The sequence below is a fragment of the Streptomyces sp. DSM 106670 genome, from assembly GCF_055792845.1.
The window spans coordinates 6,100,988-6,113,994 of the sequence record NZ_CM147704.1 but is presented as its reverse complement, the minus strand read 5'-3'; the positions used below and the strand labels follow the sequence as shown (position 1 = coordinate 6,113,994).

Annotated in this window: 11 protein-coding genes; 1 reads left to right on the top strand and 10 read right to left on the bottom strand. The window is 71.3% G+C overall.

The features are described from left to right. Nucleotides 1–253: 253 nt before the first annotated feature. From cimA to ACSMXR_RS27150, 7 genes are all read right to left on the bottom strand, one after another. Nucleotides 254–1,861, bottom strand: a complete 1,608-nt coding sequence (cimA, locus tag ACSMXR_RS27180) for a citramalate synthase (protein ID WP_137234577.1) — start codon at nt 1,859–1,861, stop codon at nt 254–256. Nucleotides 1,862–2,190: 329 nt separating this feature from the next. After that, entirely contained in the window at nt 2,191–2,826 is a 636-nt protein-coding gene (locus tag ACSMXR_RS27175; protein WP_137234576.1) for a TetR/AcrR family transcriptional regulator, read from the bottom strand. Continuing rightward, nucleotides 2,823–3,866, bottom strand: a complete 1,044-nt coding sequence (locus ACSMXR_RS27170; RefSeq protein ID WP_473170118.1) for an agmatine deiminase family protein — start codon at nt 3,864–3,866, stop codon at nt 2,823–2,825. The genes ACSMXR_RS27175 and ACSMXR_RS27170 overlap by 4 nt, the downstream gene beginning before the upstream one ends. A gap of 170 nt (nt 3,867–4,036) precedes the next feature. Then, nucleotides 4,037–5,140 (bottom strand): branched-chain amino acid aminotransferase, encoded by a 1,104-nt coding sequence (locus tag ACSMXR_RS27165; RefSeq protein WP_137234569.1) that lies wholly within the window; start codon nt 5,138–5,140, stop codon nt 4,037–4,039. Between the two features lie 255 nt (nt 5,141–5,395). Then, complete coding sequence (locus ACSMXR_RS27160; RefSeq protein ID WP_473170117.1) at nt 5,396–6,439, bottom strand: 3-isopropylmalate dehydrogenase; 1,044 nt, start codon at nt 6,437–6,439, stop codon at nt 5,396–5,398. A gap of 114 nt (nt 6,440–6,553) precedes the next feature. After that, complete coding sequence (locus ACSMXR_RS27155) at nt 6,554–6,682, bottom strand: hypothetical protein (protein WP_256341920.1); 129 nt, start codon at nt 6,680–6,682, stop codon at nt 6,554–6,556. 233 nt (nt 6,683–6,915) lie between these two features. Further along, nucleotides 6,916–7,833: a LysR family transcriptional regulator gene (locus tag ACSMXR_RS27150; protein ID WP_218524635.1), complete on the bottom strand. Its 918-nt coding sequence runs from the start codon at nt 7,831–7,833 to the stop codon at nt 6,916–6,918. Between the two features lie 137 nt (nt 7,834–7,970). On the opposite strand from ACSMXR_RS27150, the gene ACSMXR_RS27145 reads away from it, so the two are divergent. Continuing rightward, nucleotides 7,971–8,984 carry an NADP-dependent oxidoreductase gene (locus ACSMXR_RS27145; protein ID WP_473170116.1) on the top strand — a complete coding sequence of 338 codons (1,014 nt, stop codon included), beginning with the start codon at nt 7,971–7,973 and terminating at the stop codon, nt 8,982–8,984. Between the two features lie 106 nt (nt 8,985–9,090). Here the strand turns inward: ACSMXR_RS27145 and ACSMXR_RS27140 are convergent, their stop codons facing one another. The 3 genes from ACSMXR_RS27140 to ACSMXR_RS27130 all read right to left on the bottom strand — a co-directional run bounded on the left by ACSMXR_RS27140 (nt 9,091) and on the right by ACSMXR_RS27130 (nt 13,006). Then, the gene (locus ACSMXR_RS27140; RefSeq protein WP_473170115.1) at nt 9,091–10,158 is read right to left on the bottom strand and encodes a S1 family peptidase; all 1,068 of its coding nucleotides are present in this window, start codon (nt 10,156–10,158) and stop codon (nt 9,091–9,093) included. A gap of 236 nt (nt 10,159–10,394) precedes the next feature. Then, the gene (gene pruA, locus ACSMXR_RS27135; RefSeq protein WP_218524638.1) at nt 10,395–12,026 is read right to left on the bottom strand and encodes an L-glutamate gamma-semialdehyde dehydrogenase; all 1,632 of its coding nucleotides are present in this window, start codon (nt 12,024–12,026) and stop codon (nt 10,395–10,397) included. A gap of 53 nt (nt 12,027–12,079) precedes the next feature. Continuing rightward, nucleotides 12,080–13,006 (bottom strand): proline dehydrogenase family protein, encoded by a 927-nt coding sequence (locus tag ACSMXR_RS27130; protein ID WP_218524639.1) that lies wholly within the window; start codon nt 13,004–13,006, stop codon nt 12,080–12,082. Between the last annotated feature and the right edge of the window lies 1 nt (nt 13,007).

Sequence of the window (13,007 nt, the reverse complement as noted above, 5' to 3'; positions counted from 1 at the left end):
CGAGCAGGGTGGGGCAGCGCGGCGGACAGCGTGGTGACCTATCGGCCGACGCGTTCGGTACCGGTTCCGGAACCGGTACCGGCGTTGCGGCTGGAGTTAACCGCGCCGATACGGGGCCGTCAATACTTCACGTCGAGATTGGTCCGTACCCATCGGCCCACCAGGCAGGACGCATTGTGCATTCATCTCTTGAACGCGGAAGAGCCGCCGCCCATGACGGGCGGCGGCTCTCGCGTGCTGCGGTGCCGGCGGGCTATTCGGTGGGCTCCACGCCCGCGCGCAGCAGTCCGTAGGTGTACGCATCCTCCAGCGCCTGCCAGGAGGCGGCGATGACGTTCTCGGCGACCCCCACGGTCGCCCAGTCGCCGGTGCCGTCGCCGGTGGTGATGAGCACCCGGGTGGTGGACTCGGTGCCGGTGCGGCCCTCCAGGATGCGGACCTTGTAGTCGACCAGTTCCAGCTTGGCGAGCTGCGGGTAGATCCGCTCCAGGGCGACGCGCAGCGCCCGGTCCAGGGCGTTGACCGGGCCGTTGCCCTCGGCGGTCGCGACGATCCGCTCGCCCTTGGCCCAGAGCTTCACGGTGGCCTCGTTGGCGTGGGTGCCGTCGGGGCGGTCCTCGACGATCGCCCGCCAGGACTCCGTACGGAAGTAGCGCCGGGCCCGGCCCTCGACCTCGCCGCGCAGCAGCAGTTCGAAGGAGGCGTCGGCGGCCTCGTAGGTGTAGCCCTTCAGTTCGCGTTCCTTGACCCGCTCGACGACCCGGCCGACCAGGGCGCGGTCGTCGCCGAGGTCGACGCCCAGCTCCTTGCCCTTCAGCTCGATGGAGGCGCGGCCGGCCATGTCGGAGACCAGCATCCGCATGGTGTTGCCGACCAGTTCCGGGTCGATGTGCTGGTAGAGGTCGGGGTCGACCTTGATCGCGGAGGCGTGGAGCCCGGCCTTGTGGGCGAAGGCGGAGACGCCCACGTACGGCTGGTGGGTGGAGGGGGTGAGGTTGACGACCTCGGCGATGGCGTGCGAGATCCGGGTCATCTCGGCGAGCGCGCCCTCGGGCAGCACCTTCATGCCGTACTTGAGTTCCAGGGCGGCGACGACGGGGAAGAGGTTGGCGTTGCCGACCCGCTCGCCGTAGCCGTTGGCCGTGCACTGGACGTGGGTGGCGCCGGCGTCCACGGCGGCCAGGGTGTTGGCGACGGCGCAGCCGGTGTCGTCCTGGGCGTGGATGCCGAGCCGGGCGCCGGTGTCGGCGAGGACGGTGGAGACGACGGCCTGGACCTGGGCGGGGAGCATGCCGCCGTTGGTGTCGCAGAGGATGACGACCTCGGCGCCCGCCTCGTACGCGGTACGGACCACGGATTTCGCGTACTCGGCGTTGGCGCGGTAGCCGTCGAAGAAGTGCTCGCAGTCCACGAAGACGCGGCGGCCCTGTTCGCGCAGGTGGGCGACGGTGTCGCGGACCATCTCCAGGTTCTCGTCCAGGGTGGTGCGCAGGGCGAGCTCGACATGGCGGTCGTGCGCCTTGGCCACCAGGGTGATCACCGGGGCGCCGGAGGTCAGGAGCGCCTTGACCTGGGGGTCCTCGGCCGCGCTGCCACCGGCTCTGCGGGTCGCGCCGAACGCCACGAGCTGGGCGTTCTCGAACGTGATCTCCTGCTGGGCACGGGCGAAGAACTCGGTGTCACGCGGGTTGGCCCCCGGCCAGCCGCCCTCGATGTACCCCACACCGAAGGTGTCCAGATGACGGGCGATGGTCAGCTTGTCGGCGACCGTCAGGTTGATGCCCTCACGCTGAGCACCGTCGCGCAGTGTGGTGTCGAAGACATGGAAACTGTCGTCGGTGGCGTTGGCCTTGGTGGTCATGCTGATCTGGCTCCTGTCGGATGAGTGGATCCGGACGATCGGGTTCCACTTGCCCCCATCATCCCGCGCGCTCCGTCCGGCCCGGGTGCGGGCCGGAAAACGAAAAAACCCCTCGCGGGTGCGAGAGGTCTGCGCGCGGGTCTGGGGCACGGTGGCCGTGCCGTACGGGGTGGTACGGGACGGTCACTGCGGACCGGCGCGCCTGCTGCCAATAATCATGACGAACGAGGACACGGTAGAAGTCTCGCACAGTGACGCGTCCGTGACGCCGGGCGTCTCAGGATGCGGTCGTGACGCCGGTCGCATCTGGCCCCCGGCCGCGCGGTGGGTCACGCGGTGGTCCGCGCGGGGCCGGGGGGCGTCAGCGTCTCGTCGAGGAACTCCGCCACCTGCGCCAGCACCTGCGCGCGGCCCGTTCCCGGGATCCCGACCGTGACGTGGATGCTGAACCCGTCGAGCAGCGCCCGCAGCCGGGCGGCGAACCGGTCGGCGTCCACCGGCCGGAACGCGCCGCGCGACATGCCCTCGGCGAGCAGCGCCACCAGGTCGCGGTGCCAGGCCCCCTCGATCGCGGCCTGCCGGGCGCGGGCGTCCTCGTCGGCGTTCTGCGAACGGCCCCAGACCTCCAGCCAGAGCGTCCAGTGCGGGTCGCGGTGGCCGGCGGGCAGATAGAGGTCGATGTACGCGTCCAGCCGCTCCCGGGCGGATCCGGACCGTGGCCCGGCGAGGAGGGCACGCCGCTCGGCCCCGAGGCGGTCCTCGCTCCACTCCAGAGTCCGGAGCAGCAGTTCGTCCTTGGTCCGGAAGTAGTAGAGGAGGTGTCCGCTGCTCATCCCCACCTCGCGCCCGAGCCCGGCCATGGTCAGCCCGTCGAGCCCGCGCTCGGCGATGGTGGCCATGGCGGCGGCGAGGACGTCCTCGCGGGGCGGGGCGGCGTGGTGGGTGCGGCGGGGGGCGGGGGTCATGGGTTCGTTCGTACCTTCGGCTGCTGCTGGGTGATGCAGTGGATGCCTCCACCGCCGGCGAAGATCGTACGGGCGTCGACGAGGGTCACCGTACGGTCCGGGAACAGGCCCCGGAAGATCGCGGCGGCCTCCTCGTCGCGCGGGTCGTCGAAGGCGCAGAGGACCACGCCGTCGTTGCAGAGGTAGTGGTTGATGTAGGAGTGGTCGACCCACTCGCCGTCCTCGTCGCGCAGCACGGTGGGCGCGGGCACCTCGACGACCTCCAGGGCGCGGCCCCGGGCGTCGGTGGCGGCGCGCAGCACGGCCAGCAGCTCCCGGGTGACCTCGTGGTCGGGGTGGGCCGGGTCGGGCTGGACGTGGGCGAGGACGGTGCCCGGGCGGGCGAAGGCGGCGACGATGTCGACATGGCCGAGCGTGCCGTACGTCCCGTAGTCGCCGGTCAGCCCGCGCGGCAGCCAGATGGCCTTCTCGGTGCCGAGGCGGGCGTGGATCTCCGCCTCCACCTGCTCCTTGCTCCAGCCGGGGTTGCGCTCCGCGCCGAGCTGGACGGTCTCGGTGAGCAGGACGGTGCCTTCGCCGTCGACGTGGATCGCGCCGCCCTCGTTGACGAGCGGGGAGCTGTGGACGGGGGTGCCGGTCAGCTCGGCGACGGCCCGGGCGATGTGCTGGTCGTGCTCCCAGCGGGCCCAGTCCTGGGCGCCCCAGCCGTTGAACGTCCAGTCGACGGCGGCCAGCGTGCGGCCGTCGGTGACGAAGGTGGGCCCGATGTCCCGCATCCAGGCATCGTCGAGCGGCCGCACGACCAGCTCCACGTCCGGCCCGAGCAACGCGCGGGCCCCTTCCTCCTGACCGGGCCCGACCACCATCGTGACCGGCTCGAACCGACGCACGGCCCGGGCGACGGCAGCCCAGGCCCGACGAGCCTCGGCCAGCTCGGCGTCGGAGGCGAAGGTGGGGCTGGGCCCGGGCCACGCCATCCAGGTGCGCTCGTGCGGGGCCCACTCGGGGGGCATGCGGAAGGGGGCGGGGGTGGGCGGCATGGGGGCTCCTGATCGAGGTGGTTAGAGTGCCACTCTAACCATGCGACTGAGCAGGGCGAAAGGTTTTCCGGCTCGGTTCGAGCAGCGCTCTAATCTCCGCGTACGGAAAAGGCCGCACCGGCGAGCGGCCGGGTGCGGCCTTGTCCGGGGCCGGAAACCCTCGGGGCTGCCTAGCCGAGCGGGTGCATCCAGCCGTGGGTGTCCTCGGCGACGCCGCGCTGGATGTCGAGAAGGCGCTCCCGCAGCTTCATGGTGACCTCGCCGGGCTCGCCGCCGCTCTGGGTCCACTCGCCGCCCGCGGACTTCACCAGGCCGACGGGGGTGATGACGGCGGCCGTGCCGCAGGCGAAGACCTCGACGAGGGTGCCCTTGGCGGTGTCGTCGCGCCACTGGTCGATGGAGACCCGGCCCTCCTCGGAGCCGTAACCGAGGTCGCGGGCGACCTTGAGGAGGGAGTCACGGGTGACTCCGGCGAGGAGGGAGCCGGTGAGGGCCGGGGTGACGATCTTCTTGGAGCCGTCCTCCTGGGCGTACACGAAGTAGAGGTTCATGCCGCCGAGCTCCTCGACCCACTTGTGCTCGACCGCGTCGAGGTAGGCGACCTGGGCGCAGCCGTGCTCGGCGGCCTCGGCCTGGGCGAGGAGGGAGGCGGCGTAGTTGCCGCCGGTCTTGGCGTCGCCCATGCCGCCGGGGACGGCGCGGACGCGGTTCTCCGAGAGCCAGATGGAGACGGGCTTCACGCCGCCGGGGAAGTAGGCGCCGGCGGGCGAGGCGATGACCAGGAAGAGGTATTCGTTGGCCGGCTTCACACCGAGGCCGACCTCGGTGGCGATCATGAACGGGCGCAGGTAGAGCGACTCCTCGCCGCCGTGCGCCGGGACCCACGCCTTGTCCTGCTGGACCAGCGCGTCGCAGGCCGCGATGAACGTCTCGACGGGCAGCTCGGGCATGGCGAGGCGGGCGGCCGAGCGCTGGAAGCGGCGGGCGTTGGCGTCGGGGCGGAAGGAGGCGACCGTGCCGTCGGGCTGGCGGTAGGCCTTCAGCCCCTCGAAGATCTCCTGCGCGTAGTGCAGGGTCATGTTGGCCGGGTCCAGCGACAGCGGGCCGTAGGGGACCAGCTCGGCGTCGTGCCAGCCGCGGCCCTCGGTCCAGCGGATGGTCACCATGTGATCGGTGAAGTGCCGGCCGAATCCGGGGTTGGCCAGGATCGCCTCGCGCTCCGCGTCGGACAGCGGGTTCGAGGAGGGCTTGAGCTCGATCGTGGGCGTCGTCATGAGTGCGTGTCCTTCACCGGTCTTGTGTGTGATGGACCGCGCTCACGCCCGTTTCCGCCCGACGTTTTCGGTCAGGTCCTAGGACGTCCGAGCTTTACCGCGAGCCACGGCCCCGCGTTCGATTATCACTTGCGGGGGGCCGTGCACGAAATGGGGTGAATGCGGTCCAGGGGTCGATGGTGGCACCCGGGGGCCGCAGAGGTGAAGCCGCCGGGCGCTGATGCGACCCGGCGGCTTCGAAGTGGAGTCGTCGGGTCAGCTCGCTACGCGTACCGCGAGGGCGTCGCCGATCTCGTCGGTCGTACGCGCAGTGGCCCCGTCGCGCTCCGCGAGATCGGCGGAGACGGCGTCCTCGATGCGCGCGGCCTCGGCCTCGTAGCCGAGGTGGCGCAGCAGGAGGGCGACGGAGAGGACCGTGGCGGTCGGGTCGGCCTTGCCCTGCCCCGCGATGTCGGGGGCGGAGCCGTGGACCGGCTCGAACATCGACGGGAACGCGCCCGTCGGGTTGATGTTGCCGGAGGCGGCCAGGCCGATTCCGCCGGTGACGGCGGCGGCGAGGTCGGTGAGGATGTCGCCGAAGAGGTTGTCGGTGACGATGACGTCGAAGCGCTCCGGCTGGGTGACGAAGAAGATCGTCGCGGCGTCGACGTGCAGATAGTCGGTGGAGACCTGCGGGTACTCGGCGGCGACCTTGTCGAAGGTGTTCTTCCAGAGGTGGCCGGCGTAGACGAGGACGTTGTTCTTGTGGACCAGCGTCAGCTTCTTGCGGGGCCGGGCGGCCGCGCGCTCGAAGGCGTCCCGGACCACGCGCTCGACGCCGTACGCCGTGTTGACGCTGACCTCGGTGGCGACCTCGGCGGGGGTGCCGGTGCGCAGCGAGCCGCCGTTGCCGGTGTACGGGCCCTCGGTGCCCTCGCGCACGACGACGAAGTCGATGTCGGGGCGGCCGGCGAGCGGGGTCGCGGTGTTCGGGAACAGCTTGGAGGGGCGCAGGTTGATGAAGTGGTCGAAGGCGAAACGCAGCTTCAGCAGCAGCCCGCGCTCCAGGACGCCGGACGGCACGGACGGGTCGCCGATCGCGCCGAGGAGGATGGCGTCGTGGTTCTTGAGAGCTTCCAGCTCGGCGTCCGGGAGGGTGTCGCCGGTGCGGTGCCAGCGCTGGGCGCCGAGGTCGTACTCCTTGGTCTCCAGCTTCACATCCTGCGGGAGGACAGCGTTGAGGACCTTGAGGCCCTGGGCCACGACTTCCTGGCCGATTCCGTCACCGGGGATCACTGCGAGATCGATGCTGCGAGACATGCCGGAAGCCTAACGGTGCGTCCCACCCCATGACATCCTACGTCCACCATTCGGACAGGACGCAAGGGTGTTCGGTGTACGGGCGGGCGGAGCGTGGGGTGGGAGGGCGGCGGTTCAGTGGCCGGTCGAGCCGCCGTTGTCGCGGCGGTCGAGGGCGCGCTGGAGAGCGGCGGCGGCGTTCTTGCGGTCCGACTCCGACTGACGGGGAGTGTGGCGGACGCGGCGTGCGGTGGAGGTGGCCATGATGGATCGACTCCTTGAGATCGCGTGGATGTCGGGACCGGGCGCCAGGGACACGGCGCGTCACGGTGCCGAGGGATCAGGATCGGATTTCGAGGTGCCGGAAGGAGCGGGGAGCGTACGCCGCAGGGGTTACCTGCTTCGGGGCGCGCGCCCGCAACCGCCACAGTCGCTCGATCGAGCGATTCGTTCGGCTCCTACAAAGCTAGGACAGTCGGGCCGCTCTGTCTCCACAGTTAGTCGGACTTCCTACTATCTGAGACGGCCGCCTCCACGCGTTCTGCCCGCAGCTCCCGGATCAGCGCCCGCACCGCGAGCGATCGTGCCTGCTCAGGGGTGGTGACATAGCCGATCGAGCGGGTGGGACGGTCGGGGCCGAGAGCGGTGATCTCCGTTCCGGCGGGTGCTCCGTACAGGGACAGACCGGGCATGATCGCCATGCCGAGGCCACGGGAGACCATCGAGAGCACCGCCCCGTCGTCCTCGGCCTCGACCGTCGCCCGGGGGATCCACTCCTGGGCCGCCCACCAGTCGCGGGTGTACGAGGTGCAGTTCTCGACCCAGTCGACCAGCGGCAGAGTGCGGGGCGCCGCGTGTCCGGCCGGGTGCACCAGGGAGTACTCCTCCTCCAGCAGTACGCCGCCGACCAGCCCCTGCGGCACCGGCGAGGTGGTCCCGAGCGTCGCGACGGCCAGGTCCGCCCGCCCGTCCAGCACCTCGCCGGCCGTGCCCCGGCCCACCTCGCGGACCATCCGGACCACCGGTTCGATCCCCGGATGGCGGGCGGTGAGACGCTCCAGCGCCGGCGGCAGCAGATACAGGGCGGCGCTGCGGAAGGCGGCGATCCGCAGCGGACCGCTCACCGTGTCCGCGCCGCCGGATCCGGCGGACACCCCCCGGGCCTCGGCGCCCAGCACATCGAGCAGCCTGAGGATGCGCCGGGCGTGCCCGGCGACCACGTCACCGGCGGCGGTGGGCGCGGCGCCGAGGCGTCCGCGCTCGAAGAGCACCGCGCCGACCTTGCGCTCACTGGCGCGTACGGAGTGGGAGACGGCGGACTGCGTCATGCCGAGGGCCCGGGCGGCGGCGGAGAATCCACGGGCGTCGGCGACGGCGGCGATGACACGGAGTTCCTGCGGCAGGAGATCGGTCACCGCTCCGCCCGACCCGTGCCCCGTACCTCATGTGATCCCGCCCCCGGGCCCCCCGCATGAATGCTGTTCATGGAAAGGATTGTTCCATCGACGACGCCCCCTGTCCGGCCGTCGCGTTCCCTCCTACCGTCGTCGGCATGACGACACAGCGCACCGCACGCGCCTTCCAACTCGCCGCCCGCCCGCACGGTTTCCCGACCGCGGACCTCTTCACCGTCGCGGAATCACCCGTACCGGAACCGGCTCCCGGCACGGCCGTGGTGGAGAACGTCTACCTCTCGGTGGACCCGTACCACCGCGAGTTGATGGACGAGGGCGGCTGGGAGCTGGGCGTCCCGCTGGAGGGCCGCGCCATCGGCCGGGTGACGGCCTCGCGCGCCCCCGGCCTCACGGAGGGCGACCTCGTCTTCCACCGTGCGGGCTGGCGGACCCACGCCGTGGTGACGCCCGGTGAGGGCGGCGTGCGGACGGTGCCCTCGTACGACGGGGTCCCGCTCGCCGCCCATCTCTCGATCCTCGGCGGCACCGGGCTCACCGCCTATGTGGCGCTCACCCGGACGCTGGAGTTCCGGGCCGGTCAGGACCTCTTCGTCTCGGCGGCGGCGGGCGGGGTCGGCACGGCGGTGGCGCGGATCGCGCGGCTGCTCGGCGCCGGTCGTCTGATCGGCAGCGCGGGCACGCCCGCCAAGGTCGCCCGGCTGACCGGGGAGCTCGGCTTCGACGCGGCCTTCGACTACCACGACGGGCCGGTCGGCGAACTGCTGGCGAAGGCCGCCCCGGACGGCATCGACGCCTATGTCGACAACGTCGGCGGGGACCATCTGGAGGGCGCGATCTCGGTCCTCCGCGACCACGGCCGGATCGCCTGGGTCGGCGCGATCTCGCAGTACCACTCCGCCCACGAGCCGCCCGCCGCTCCGCGCAACCTGTTCGACATCGTGGGGAAGAGCCTGCGGCTGGAAGGGGTGCTGGTGCGCGACTACGGGTACGCGCAGGCGGAGTTGGAAGCGCTTCTGGTGCCGCATCTGCAGAGCGGTCTGATCGCGCCGGACGTCACCGTCGTGGACGGCTTCGAGCGGACGGTGGACGGGTTCTTCGGCATGCTGCGGGGCGAGAACACCGGAAAGATGCTGATCAAGATCGCCGACTGAGGCCGGCCGGTGACCGGCGCCCGCGTGCGCCGAGGCCCGCCCGGACCGTGTGCGCGGTGGTCCGGGCGGGCGTCGGGCTCGTGCGGCTGCCTCAGCTGCCCGCAGGTCAGTACACCGTCACGCCGTACGCCGAGAGCGCCTCGGTGACCGGCTGGTGGATGGCCGAGCCCGCGGTGCCCGAGCAGCCGGAGCTGCCGGAGTGGATGCCGAGGGCGACGGATCCGGCGAAGTGGGCGCCGCCGCTGTCGCCGCCGGCCGAGCAGGCGGTGGTGCGGACCATGTTGTAGACGGGCCCGTCGCCGTAGTTGACGGTCACGTTGACGGCGGTGACGGTGCCGCTGGTCACCTTGGTGGTGGAGCCGCTCTTCTGGATCGCCTGGCCGACGACGGCGTTGGCGGCGGAGGTGATGTCCCGGGTGGAGCCGTTGTAGAGGTCGACCGTTCCGGCGGGCGAGGAGCCGTCGGTGTAGCGGACGATGCCGTAGTCGTTGGTCGGGAAGCTGGTGCCCTCCCGGACGCCGATGACCGAACCGCCGGAGCTGGCCGACCAGTTGGCGGAGATGTTGGTGCAGTGTCCGGCGGTCACGAAGTAACGGGCCCCGCCCTTGGTGACGTTGAAGGCGGCCGAGCAGCGGCTGCCGCCGCCGTAGATCGCTCCGCCGCCCAGCACCTCGCGGCGGAACTCACCGGGGACGCGCTTGATGTCGACCGCGCCGTCGAGCCGTTCGGCGACGGCTTCGAGGCGGGCCAGGTCCCGCGCGGAGACGGAGGAGTCGGCCTCGACAGCGACCCGGTTGGTGCGCGGGTCGATGCCCCAGGAGGTGCCGGTGATCTTCGCCTCGGCCTCCAGGGTCGCCATCGCGGCGTCGAGCTGGGCGGCGCTGCGGGCCACCCGGCGGACCGTGGCTCCGGCGGCGCGGGCCTGCTCCTCGGCCCGGTCGGTGGTGACGGTGACGACCAGCTTCCCGGTCTTCGCGTCGAGGTAGGTTCCGGCGGTGGCGGCCCCGAGCTGTCGTTCGACGGCGGCGTCGAGCGCGTACGCGGACGGGGCGGGGATCGCCGAGGGTGCGGCGGCGGGAGTGTCGGCGGCGGTGGAGGGGGTGGCTCCGAGGCCGAGGGCGCCGGCGACGAGCAGCAGGGAAACGCCCAGGCGCGCGCGGGAGTTGCGTCTCATGGGGGAGCTCCTTCTGGGGTGACGTGTGGGGACGTACCGAGAAGGAATTTGACATGCCCATTACCTAAACCACAAGACCGCGTGACCCGGGACCGCGCCGAGGGCCCCGTACAGGTGCGCACATGGAAACCGCCCCCCGGCCGGCAGGGGGGCCGGTCGGGGGGCGGTGCTCTGAGGGGGCTCCGCAGCGGAGACCCCGGGTCCGGGGCGTCGTGCTGCGGCGCCCCGGGAGGGCGTCAGCCCTGGTGGGGGTAGGTGTAGTCGGTCGGCGGGACCAGCGTCTCCTTGATGGCCCGGGTCAGGGTCCAGCGCTGGAGGTTCTGCGGGGCGCCCGCCTTGTCGTTGGTGCCGGAGGCACGGCCGCCGCCGAAAGGCTGCTGGCCGACGACGGCGCCGGTCGACTTGTCGTTGATGTAGAAGTTGCCCGCGGCGTAGCGGAGCTTGTCCATCGTGTACGCGGCGGCCGCACGGTCGCCCGCGATGACCGAGCCGGTCAGCGCGTAGTCGGAGACGGACTCCATCTGCTCCAGCATGGCGTCGTACGTCTCGTCCTCGTACACGTGGATCGCGAGGATCGGACCGAAGTACTCGGTCGTGAAGACCTCGTTCTCGGGGTCGGAGCAGACGATGACGGTCGGGCGGACGAAGTAGCCCACCGAGTCGTCGTAGGTGCCGCCCGCGATGATGGTGCAGCTCGGGTCGGACTTGGCGCGGTCGATCGCGGCCTTGTTCTTGGCGAACGAGCGCTCGTCGATGACGGCCCCGATGAAGTTCGACAGGTCGGTGACGTCGCCCATCGTGATGGAGTCGACCTCGGCCGCGAACTCCTCCTGGAAACCGGAGTTCCAGATGGAGGCCGGGACGTACGCCCGCGAGGACGCCGAGCACTTCTGGCCCTGGAACTCGAAGGAGCCGCGGGTCAGCGCGGTCTTCAGGATCGCGCGGTCGGCGCTGGGGTGCGCGACGACGAAGTCCTTGCCGCCGGTCTCGCCGACGAGCCGCGGGTAGGTGCGGTAGTTGGCGATGTTGTTGCCGACCGTCTTCCACAGGTGCTGGAAGGTGGGGGTCGAGCCGGTGAAGTGGATGCCCGCCAGGTCGCGGTGGTTCAGCGCCACCTCGGAGACGGCGATGCCGTCGCCGGTGACCAGGTTGATGACGCCCTTGGGCAGCCCGGCCTCCTCCAGGAGCTGCATCAGCAGCACGGCGGCGTGGGTCTGGGTCGGGGACGGCTTCCACACCACGACGTTGCCCATGAGGGCCGGGGCGGTGGGGAGGTTGCCCGCGATGGCCGTGAAGTTGAACGGCGTGATCGCGTAGACGAAGCCCTCCAGCGGGCGGTGGTCCATGCGGTTCCACACGCCCGGGGAGTTCGCCGGGGGCTGCTCGGCGAGGATCTGGCGCGCGTAGTGCACGTTGAAGCGCCAGAAGTCGATGAGCTCGCAGGGGGTGTCGATCTCGGCCTGCTGGGCGGTCTTGGACTGGCCGAGCATGGTGGAGGCGGCCAGCGTCTCGCGCCAGGGGCCCGACAGCAGCTCGGCGGCGCGCAGGATGATCGCGGCACGGTCGTCGAAGGACATCGCGCGCCAGGCCGGAGCGGCGGCGAGGGCCGCGTCGATGGCGTCCTGGGCGTCCTGCTCGGTGGCGCCGGCGAAGGTGCCGATGACAGCCTTGTGGTTGTGCGGCTGTACGACGTTGACCCGCTCGCCGCCACCCATCCGCTTCTCGCCGCCGATGGTCATCGGCAGGTCGATCGGATTGTCGGCGAGCTCCTTGAGCTTCACCTCCAGGCGGGCGCGCTCCGGGGAGCCCGGGGCGTAGGAGTGGACCGGCTCGTTGACCGGCGCGGGGACCTGGGTGACGGCGTCCATGATTGCCTTGTCTCCTTGGTGTCGGCGGGGGTGTGGGTCAGCCCGGGGGCTGCTCAGCCCTTGGTGAGGATCGAGCGGCCGAAGAACAGCAGGTTGGCCGGCTTCTCCGCGAGGCGGCGCATGAAGTATCCGTACCAGTCGGTGCCGTACGCCGTGTAGACGCGCATCCGGTGGCCCTCGGCCGCGAGCCGGATGTGCTCGTCGCTGCGGATGCCGTACAGCATCTGGAACTCGTACTCGTCCAGTTTGCGCCCGGCCTGGCGGCCCAGCTCCTGGGCGATGGCGATGAGACGGGGATCGTGCGACCCGATCATCGGGTAGCCCTCGCCCTCCATCAGGATCCTGGTGATCCGGACGTACGCCTTGTCGATCTCGGCCTTGTCCTGGTAGGCGACGGAGGCGGGCTCCTTGTAGGCGCCCTTCACGATGCGTACGCGGCTGCCGGCGGCGGCCAGGCGGCGGGCGTCGTCCTCGGTGCGGAACAGATAGGACTGGATGACACAGCCGGTCTGCGGGAAGTCCTTCCGCAGCTCCTCGTGGATGGCGAACATCGAGTCGAGGGTGGTGTGGTCCTCGGCGTCCAGGGTGACCGTGGTGCCGATGGCGGCGGCCGCCTCGACGACCGGGCGGACATTGGCGAGGGCCAGCTCGTGGCCGCCCTCCAGCGCTTGGCCGAACATGGACAGCTTCACGGACATCTCGGCGCGGGTGCCCAGGTCCAGGGCGCTCAGGCGCTCGATGAGCTCCAGGTAGGCGTCGCGGGCGGCCTCGGCCTGCGCGGGGGTGGTGATGTCCTCGCCGACGACGTCGAGCGTGACCTCCAGGCCCTGGTCCGCGGCGTCCTCGACGATCGGCACGACCTCGTCGACGGTCTCCCCGGCGATGAAGCGGTCGACGACCTGCTTGGTGCCGGGCGCGGCCGAGACGAACCGGCGCATCCTGTCGCTGCGCGATGCGGCGAGAATCACGGGACCCAGCACG

Excerpts from the sequence above, each read along its gene's own strand:
- pruA (WP_218524638.1), bottom strand. The coding sequence starts at position 12,026 with ATGGACGCCGTCACCCAGGTCCCCGCGCCGGTCAACGAGCCGGTCCAC.
- ACSMXR_RS27165 (WP_137234569.1), bottom strand. The coding sequence starts at position 5,140 with ATGACGACGCCCACGATCGAGCTCAAGCCCTCCTCGAACCCGCTGTCC.
- cimA (WP_137234577.1), bottom strand. The coding sequence starts at position 1,861 with ATGACCACCAAGGCCAACGCCACCGACGACAGTTTCCATGTCTTCGAC.
- ACSMXR_RS27175 (WP_137234576.1), bottom strand. The coding sequence starts at position 2,826 with ATGACCCCCGCCCCCCGCCGCACCCACCACGCCGCCCCGCCCCGCGAG.
- ACSMXR_RS27155 (WP_256341920.1), bottom strand. The coding sequence starts at position 6,682 with ATGGCCACCTCCACCGCACGCCGCGTCCGCCACACTCCCCGTCAGTCG.
- ACSMXR_RS27140 (WP_473170115.1), bottom strand. The coding sequence starts at position 10,158 with ATGAGACGCAACTCCCGCGCGCGCCTGGGCGTTTCCCTGCTGCTCGTC.
- ACSMXR_RS27170 (WP_473170118.1), bottom strand. The coding sequence starts at position 3,866 with ATGCCGCCCACCCCCGCCCCCTTCCGCATGCCCCCCGAGTGGGCCCCG.
- ACSMXR_RS27160 (WP_473170117.1), bottom strand. The coding sequence starts at position 6,439 with ATGTCTCGCAGCATCGATCTCGCAGTGATCCCCGGTGACGGAATCGGC.
- ACSMXR_RS27145 (WP_473170116.1), top strand. The coding sequence starts at position 7,971 with ATGACGACACAGCGCACCGCACGCGCCTTCCAACTCGCCGCCCGCCCG.